The organism is Gordonibacter pamelaeae, assembly GCF_003340385.1.
Classification (GTDB): domain Bacteria; phylum Actinomycetota; class Coriobacteriia; order Coriobacteriales; family Eggerthellaceae; genus Gordonibacter; species Gordonibacter pamelaeae.
This window is the reverse complement of record NZ_PPTS01000016.1, coordinates 1-8,365: the sequence shown is the minus strand read 5'-3', so window position 1 is coordinate 8,365 and position 8,365 is coordinate 1. Positions and strand designations below refer to the sequence as shown.

The 8,365-nt window shown below is 62.5% G+C and carries 5 protein-coding genes; 2 read left to right on the top strand and 3 right to left on the bottom strand.

All coding sequences use genetic code 11. The features are described from left to right. Positions 1–44 precede the first annotated feature (44 nt). On the top strand, positions 45–1,526 hold the full coding sequence (locus C1877_RS14905; RefSeq protein WP_244909871.1) for an amidase: 1,482 nt from the start codon (positions 45–47) through the stop codon (positions 1,524–1,526). Between the two features lie 339 nt (positions 1,527–1,865). Beyond that, a complete protein-coding gene (locus C1877_RS14895; protein WP_015539669.1) occupies positions 1,866–3,140 on the top strand; it encodes a radical SAM protein in 1,275 nt (424 codons plus the stop codon). Between the two features lie 185 nt (positions 3,141–3,325). Here the strand turns inward: C1877_RS14895 and C1877_RS14890 are convergent, their stop codons facing one another. From C1877_RS14890 to C1877_RS14880, 3 genes are all read right to left on the bottom strand, one after another. Beyond that, complete coding sequence (locus C1877_RS14890) at positions 3,326–4,114, bottom strand: 4Fe-4S dicluster domain-containing protein (RefSeq protein ID WP_015539670.1); 789 nt, start codon at positions 4,112–4,114, stop codon at positions 3,326–3,328. 2 nt (positions 4,115–4,116) lie between these two features. Further along, positions 4,117–6,723 (bottom strand): molybdopterin-dependent oxidoreductase, encoded by a 2,607-nt coding sequence (locus tag C1877_RS14885; protein WP_114569509.1) that lies wholly within the window; start codon positions 6,721–6,723, stop codon positions 4,117–4,119. Between the two features lie 72 nt (positions 6,724–6,795). Then, the gene (locus C1877_RS14880) at positions 6,796–8,277 is read right to left on the bottom strand and encodes an amidase (RefSeq protein ID WP_041239369.1); all 1,482 of its coding nucleotides are present in this window, start codon (positions 8,275–8,277) and stop codon (positions 6,796–6,798) included. Positions 8,278–8,365 lie beyond the last annotated feature (88 nt).

Here is an 8,365-nt window from a genome sequence, read left to right as displayed (position 1 = left end):
TATTCCGCCGTTTAAAGCTGTTCGATTCGTTTAAGGAGAGGAAGATGGAGAGCATCACGTACATGAGCGCCTCCGCCATCCAGCGCAAGATCATGGCGAAGGAGATCTCCCCGATCGAGGTCATGGATCATTTCATCAACCGCATCGAGAAGCGCAACGCAAGCATCAACGCCTTGGTCGACGTCGACTTCGAAGGCGCACGCGCCCAAGCGAAAGAGGCCGAGCGCACGCTCATGGCCGGCAACGCAAAAGGCGCGTTCTTCGGCATACCAACGGCGGCTAAAGACTTTACACCGGTACTGCCCGGATGGAAGGGCACTTGCGGCGGCATCCCAGCCGTAAAAGACACTGTTGACGTGTGCCATTCAACCTACACTAAAGCCATGGTCGACGCAGGCGCCCTATTCGTCGGCAAGACCAACGCCCCCTCGCTCGCCTTCCGCGGCACGTGCGACAACAAGCTCTACGGTGCAACGAGCACCCCGTTCAAAGTGGGCTACAACTCGGGCGGCTCCTCGGGCGGCTCCGCGGCCGCGGTCGCCGACGGACTGCTCCCGATAGCGGAAGGCACCGACGGAGGCGGCTCGATCCGCATTCCGGCAGCCTGGTGCGGCATCGTCGGCTACAAGCCGTCGCTCGGCCTCGTATCCAACTCCCCGCGCCCCGACGGTTTCGGCACGAGCCATCCCTTCTGCTTCGACGGCGCCCAAACCCGAACCATCGAGGACGCTGCCCGCGCGCTGACCGAGATGGCCTACTACGATCCGCGCGATCCGTTCAGCATCGACTGGGGCAAAATAGACTTCACCGAGGCGCTGGGAGCGCCTATCGAAGGCAAGCGCATCGCCTTCACCCCTGACTTCGGCCTGTACGAGGTCGACCCCGAGGTCGCAGCCATCGTCGAGAGAGCCGCCAAGCGCTTCGAGGAGGCCGGCGCGATCGTAAACCGCCTCGACTTCTCGCTTAAATCCCGCACGCACATCGAACTCGCCGAGGCATGGTGCCAGATGGTGTCGATCGTCAACAGCGAGTCAATCCTTGCTTGGAAAGATCAAGGTATCGACCTCATCAAGGATTATCCCGAAGATATCAGCCCCGAGCTTATCTACTGGACGTTGGATTCCTACAGGCGCAGCTACCGGGACCTCATCCGCAACGACACCATCCGCACCGAGGTGTTCGACGCAATGCAGAACGCCTTCGAGAAATTCGACTTCATCGTCTCGCCGACCAACGCCTGCAACCCGCCTGCAAACGATCCGAATCGCAATACCCTCGTGCGTGAAGTCAACGGCAAGCCGGTCGAGCCTCTCATCGGATGGTGCCTCACCTACTTCTGCAACTTCACCGGGCACCCGGCGATTTCGGTTCCAGCCGGTTTCGCAAAGGACGGTTCGCCAGTAGGCATGCAGATCATCGGCCAGCGCTACAACGACAAGGGTGTTCTCTCCATGGGCTCGGCTTTCGAGGAGATTCAGCCTTGGGCCCACATCTACGACGAACGTGTCGAGAACCGCAAGCTTTAAAAGGCAATCGGCATTTCAAGCTGGACGCCAAGCCGAAGGGCCCACCGTCATCCTTATGCGGGTCCTTCGGCTTTCAAGAAGAAGGCGAGGGGAACTATGTGCGGATACGCATGCTGCAATTGCGGAAAATGCCGTGGGGAGGCATCGAAGCACCTCGCTTCGTTGGAAAACGTACCCGGCTTCTGTCGGGAATGCGGCTTCCTGAACAACCCTACCGCCGCAGTATGCAAGTCGTGCGGTGCCTCACTAGCGGACATTGCGTCCAAAGCCAAGGCGGGAAACGCCAACCAAGTTTTCAAGGAATAGCTTCCACAAGCGCGTACGGAGGAGTCATGCGCCATGGATATTCGAAAGTATGCGGAAATTTTCGAAGCAAACGAGAGGGAATTCGAAGCATCTATTGAAGAATTCGGGGTGCTGTTCGAACGCGAGGAGTCCTCTCCGCGTTTGCGGAGAGAGCAAGTGGGCCGTACGTGCGCATGCCACTGCGAGAACGGGGGGTCATCGGTATGGCGCGGCTGGATATCGACGGCATGCCGAGCATGCCGCACGGGCGAGCAGACGGCATCGCTGTTCGTCGACCTTCGCTGCACGAAAGACTGCTATTTCTGCTTCAACTGCAACCAGCCCCACTACGAGCATTTCCGCGTGCACAAGCGCAATATAAGCTTGGAACTCGACCAAGCGCACGCCGCGGGTGCGAAGCTCCGCTGCCTGGCCGTAACAGGCGGCGAGCCGCTTTTGAACAAGGACCAGGTTCTTCCGTTTCTTGCCCATGCTAAGAAACTGTACCCCGCTACCCACTTGCGTCTATACACGAACGGCGACCTTCTTGACGAAGAAACCCTCGAAGAGCTTGCTTCCTCGGGTTTGGACGAGATCCGTTTCAGTGTGAAGCCGTTGGACTTCGACGACAACCAAGAGCATGTCTTCGCAATGATGGAAAGGGCGGCGACCGTGCTTCCTGACGTGGTCGTAGAAGTACCGGTCATCCCGGACTCGGTCGACGAGCTGGAAAGCCTCATGCGGCGCGCCAATTCGATTGGGGTGCGGGGCATCAATCTCCTGGAGTTCTGCTTCCCACTGCACAAGACCGAAGAGTTCCTCCGGCGCGGCTTCGAGTTGCGCAAGCACCCGTACAAGTACCCGTACCAGTACCGCTACAGCGGCGGCATTCCCATTGCGCGCAGCGAGAAAGAGGCACTCCGCCTGATGGAGTTTGCCGTAGCCGAGAACCTGCGCATGGGCGTGCACTACTGCAGTGCTGACAACAGGATATCCGCGCAGGTCAACTTGCAGAATAAGATGTTCTCCCATGACGGGCGGCTGCGGAGGCAATGGCCTTGGATGGACGCCGACGAGGACGATCACTTCTTGAGATGCGCCAAAGCGTTCGGTGGCGGAGCGGCGGATGTGAGGGAATGGGCCGAGCGTGCGGGGTCGATCCCCTACAGTTACGATGCAGACGTCCCCAGTATCGCCATACCGCGCTCGCTGGCCTCCGATGCGATGAAGGCTTGCCCCAAAGCGTCCTTCGGCGAGAGCGTTAGCGTGCTCGAGCGCGAAGGAGACATCATCTGCATGAGGGAAATTACCGTGCGAGAACTTGCATAGCGATCCGATTCCCGACGACAACCTGCGGCCTCCAAACCCTTTGCACTTGTGCCGTATCTCAAAGAGGCGCATTCTGAAGGCACACGAGAATATCGGCGCCCTACCACTATCTGGCGGGGCGCCGACAAAATTCTGGACCAGCCTCAGGGGAGCAGCTAGGCAGGAACGACCTTCCTTCTATCCATTCATCTCAAAGCGATATCCCCCAGGTTCAGGTCCTTCTCGCGCACGTCGGCCGCGAGCTCCCTGCCGGCCACGCGCACCGTGTAGGCGGCTGGCTCCACCTGGTCGAACAAGAAGTCGCCGAAGTCATCGGTGGGCACGCGGGCCACCTCGGTTCCCGCTTCGTCCACAAGCACCGCCTCGGCGTCGACCACGACCTCGCGGGAATCGAAGTCCACGAGGCAGCCAGCTACGAAGCGCTTCGGCAGGTTCTTGTACCAGGCATGCGCGCCGAGCCCCACAAGCGGGCCGAGCGGCTCGGCGCCCTTCAGGTCGAGCGCGCCTTCCTCGCCGAACGAGAGCGCGCCCGTAGGGCAGGCGTCCACGCAGCGCGGCTCGGCCCAGCCGTCGTCCAGCAGGTGCGCGCAACCCGTGCACTTCTGCGGCAGGTTCAACTCCTCGTTCCAGTAGATCGCGCCCATCGGGCAGGCGTCCATGATGGCGCGCTGGCCCTTGGCCTTCGCCGGGTCGATGACCACGAGCCCGTCGTCGTGGCGGTACACGGCGCCGTCCTTCGCGGCGGCCGCACACGGCGCATCGTCGCAGTGTCCGCAGACAAGCGGCGTGTACGATACGCGCACCACCGGCACGCTGCCGCGCACCTTCTCCTCCACCTTGCACCAGAAGTGCCCGGTCATCGGCTGGTCGGCGGCGTAGGGCATCCACTCGGTGCCGCAGTGCTCGTCCTTGCAGGAAATCTGGCAGTTATGGCAGCCGTTGCACTTGGCAACGTCGATCAGAAAAGCTTTCATGGCTACTCCTCCACAATCAGGCTGTCGAGCACCCGGCCGCACTCCACGTCGTAGGAGCGAGCGAACGCCTCGGGGTACTGCCCGGCCAGCTCGAACACGTCAACCTTCTTCACGCCCACGAGGAAGCTGTTCGTCACCTCGCCGGCCGCGTTCTTCGACGTGGTGGCCGAGGGGCAGATGAGGTTGTTGGCGCCGCCGCGGTCCAGGCCGCCCATGCCCACCACGATGCTGTCGCAGCGCGCGCCGTGGTCCTGCGACACCGCGCCGGGCATGATGCGCTCGGATAGGATGACGCCGCCGAGCACCATGCCGCGCTCGTTGTAGATGCCGGCGATGTCGCCGTCCGCCAGGCCCAGCTTCTCGGCATCCACGGGGTTCACGTACAAAGGCTCGTAGCCGTAGCCGTCAGGGCCCACCACCTTGCCCGTGGCGAGCTCGCGGAACCACGGCACGTCGTCGTGGTTCGCGTGCACGCGCCAGCGCGGATGGTTCGTCACCAGCAGGTACGGGTAATCCTTGGCGCGCTCGCTGGAGATGCGGTCATCGTGCCCGTCGCCCTTCTCTATCCAGTGCGCCACCGGGCCGCGCACCTTGTCATCGGGGAACGTCTCGGCCAGCGTGGTTGAGTAGTACTCGATCTTGCCCGAGGGCGTGAGCAGCGGGTTGTTCTCCGGATCCTCGTAGAAGCCGATGAGGCCGGCAGGCTTCGCCTCCCAGTTCTCCTCGGTGGGGAACAGCTTGAAGCGGTCCTCGAGGAACCGGTCGAAGTCGGCCGTGTCGCCGCCCTCCATGCCGCACTCGCGGAAGCCCTTCTCTATCCAGTCGATCACCTCGTTGCCGTGCGTGTAGCGCTCGTAGAGGTTCTCGTACACGCCGCCCAGCTTCTCCAGCGCGCGGGCCACCTCGCCCACGGCCTCGTAGTCGGTGCGCACGTCGCCCACCGGGTCGACGGCCTGGCCCTCGTAGGCGATGGCGTTCCACTGGCCGCTGCGCACGTCCACGTTGAAGTCCTCCAGCTCGAGCGTGGTCGAGGTGGGCAGGATGATGTCGGCGAACAGGCAGTCGTTCTCCATCCAAGGGTGCTGCACGAGCACGAACTCCAGGTTCGGGTGGCGCAGCGCGTCCTGGAACTCATGGCCGCCGTTCCAGCAGGTGGACCAGCAGGGCGCGTCGGACCAGATCATGCGGATGCCCTTGCCGGGCTCGGGCGCGTACTTGAACGGGATGAGCTGGTCGGCGCGGTCGATGCCAGCTATCACGTGGCCGTGCCACTCGATGGACGGCTCGGTGATGGCCTTGTGGATCATGGTCTTGGGGATGAACGGCTCGCTCAGGTCCATCGTGGCGCCGCGGTAGGCGCCCTCGGAGGACGGCAGCACGCTGCACGACGGCAGGGGGTTCAGCGTCTTCACATCCATGAGCTGCCATTCGATCATCTGGAACTGGTTCACGCCCGGCTGGCCCACGCCGCGCATGCCCAGCAGGTACACCTCCATGCGCGCCGGCTCGTGGGCGAACGCCGCGCGGATGTAGCCGCCGCCGTTGCAGTGGGCGATGGACACCTTGTGCTTCGCCCAGTAGCGCGCGAGCGCCTTGATGCGGTAGTCGGGCACGCCGCAGCGCTCGGCCGCCCATGCGGGCGTCTTCGGCACGCCGTCCTCGCGGCCCAGCACGTAGTACTCGAACCAGTCGAAGCCCACGCTGTGCGTGTCGATATACTCTTTCTCGTAGGTGCCCTCGGTCATCCACACGTAGGCGATGGCCAGCTGCAGGGCCACGTCGGTGTTCGGCAGCACGGGGATCCACTTGTCGGCGTGCACGGCCGCGGCGTAGTTGCAGTCGGGCGCCACGAACACCGACAGCACGCCTATCTCGTTGAACCAGTAGCACAGGCGGCTGGCCATCTGACCGCCCCAGCCCCACGGCGTGGTCTCGGGGTCGGCGCCCCAGTAGAAGATGGCGTCGCCGTTGTCGGAGATGTCCTTGATCACGTTCGTGGTGATGGTCTGCATGCCTACTGGGTCCATGCCCCAGGCGTGCTTGGCGCCCCAGTACCAGCCCTCCCAGCTGTCGGGCTGGCGGGCTTGCTTGAGGAAGCCGCCGGTCAGGTTCAGCAGGTTCGTCTGGCAGCCGTGGGCGGCATGGACGTTCTTCGTCTCACCGTGGCCGTCGGACTGCGCCAGGATGGAGAACGGGCCGGCCTCCTCCTGGATGCGCTTGATCTCGGCGGCGATGAGGTCGCATGCCTTGTCCCAACTGATGTGCACGTACTTCGACGAGCCGCGGTTCTGGGTGTTGCGCTCGCCGTTCGGATCCCAGTCCACGCGCTTGAGCGGGTACGGGATGCGGTTCGGCGAGTAGGTGCGCGTCTTGTACGCCACCGAGAGCGGCGGCGGGTAGCTCTTCATGCCCGGCTCCAGCACGTGCCCGCGCGCCTCGATCTTCCACGCGTTCAGCTCCTCGGGCGTATAGAGCTGGTCGTAGTGCAGCGGGCGGATGCGCGCCACGCGCCCGTCCTTCACGTCGACCTCGGTGATGTTGGAACCCATGCCGAAGCCGCAGAAGCCAAGGCACTTGACGACCGATTTGTCGGTGGTCTTGTTTGACATGCTATTCCCTCCTTTTCCATAAACCGCAAGCGCGTCTCTTAGACGCGCGCTTGCGGCATCGCTGAACCCGCCTTAACGCAAATTGCGCTCGGCCGTGACCCGGTAGATCTTCGCCCAAGGCTGTATACGCTCGAATGCCGCGCTTGCCGCCAAGACATCCTCGTCAGCCCAGCGCCGCCCGATGATCTGCATGCCAACCGGGAAGCCGTCCTTCGAGAGGCCAGCTGGGATGGATGCTGCCGGGTGTCCGGTGAAGTTGCAAAAGTAGGTAAGGCACCATCCGATGAGCGGCTCGACCTTCTCGCCGCCGAGCTCGGTCGGGCCCGCCGTGATGCCGCCGGGAACGTTCGGAACCGGATGGCACGCCGTAACGGGCGAGATGACAAGGTCATAGGTTTGGAATGCCGTTTGCAGCGCATCGTATATCTCGGTGCGCACGACATCGTCAGCGTTGTAGTCGACGTAGCCTCGACGGTACGCGTCGTTGATCCAATACACGAATTCAGCCGGCACATCGTCAGCATGATCCCTCAATAGGTCGATACCCCCGCCTTTGAGTGCCTCGATCGATTCCAGTCCCGAGATGGATATGAGGCGGCACCATGCCTCGGCAAGCTCGAAATGCGAGCGTGAAATATCGAACTCTACCGGCTCCACGACTGCTCCGGCCTCCACGAACCGCTGCGCCGCAGCGGCAACCATATCCTTGATCTCGGGGTCTACCGGAAAGATGCCGAAGTCAGGCGTGAATCCGATCCTCCAGCCCTTGAGCGGCTTGTCGAGAGCCGCCGCGAAATCACGTTCGCCGCGGTCGAGGCTCACCGGATCGAACGGGTCGAACCGAGCCATAGCCTGCAACACGTAAGCGGAATCCTTAACCGTACGGCTCAGCGGCCCGTCCCATGTGTAGGGATGCGTGAGAGAGAAGGCGTTCGGCCTCACGGTTGCGGGGATGGTTCCAACTGATGCCTTGTAACCATAGCAACCGCACCATGCGGCGGGAATACGGATCGAGCCGCCTCCGTCGGTGCCTTCCGCCACAAGCAGGATGCCATCGCCCACCGCGGCTGCGGAACCGCCCGAGGAGCCGCCCGAGTTGTAGCCCACCTTGAACGGGGTGCTCGTTGCACCGAACATCTTGTTGTCGCAGGTTCCTCGGAAAGCGAACGACGGAGCGTTGGTTTTACCCACCAAAATGGCGCCTTCGTCAACCATCGCCTTGGTAAAACAGCCGTAACCAGGGTCTTTTTGGTGCGAGAGGGCTTTCACGCCCCCCGTGGTTCCCGGCCAACCCGGAACTCCGGGCAAAAAGTCCTTAGCTGCCGTGGGTATGCCGAAGAACGCACCATCGGCATCGCCCCGCATGAGAACCTTCTCCGCCTCGATCGCCTTCGCGCGCGCCTCGTCGAAAGCCGTATAGGTGAAGGCATTGATCGACGGGTTGCGCGCCTCGATAGCCGCAATGCAATCATCCATGACTTCAACTGGAGAAATACCCTTAGCTTTGATATCGGCCGCGAGATCAACGGCACTTAAATGCTCGTTTACTGCCATGTCCAAAACCCTTCCTTCTAGTTCGGCGCCCGCCCTTCCCAAAGGCATGGGCGAGCGCCTCAAAAGCCGTAAACAGCTTTTTTGTCTC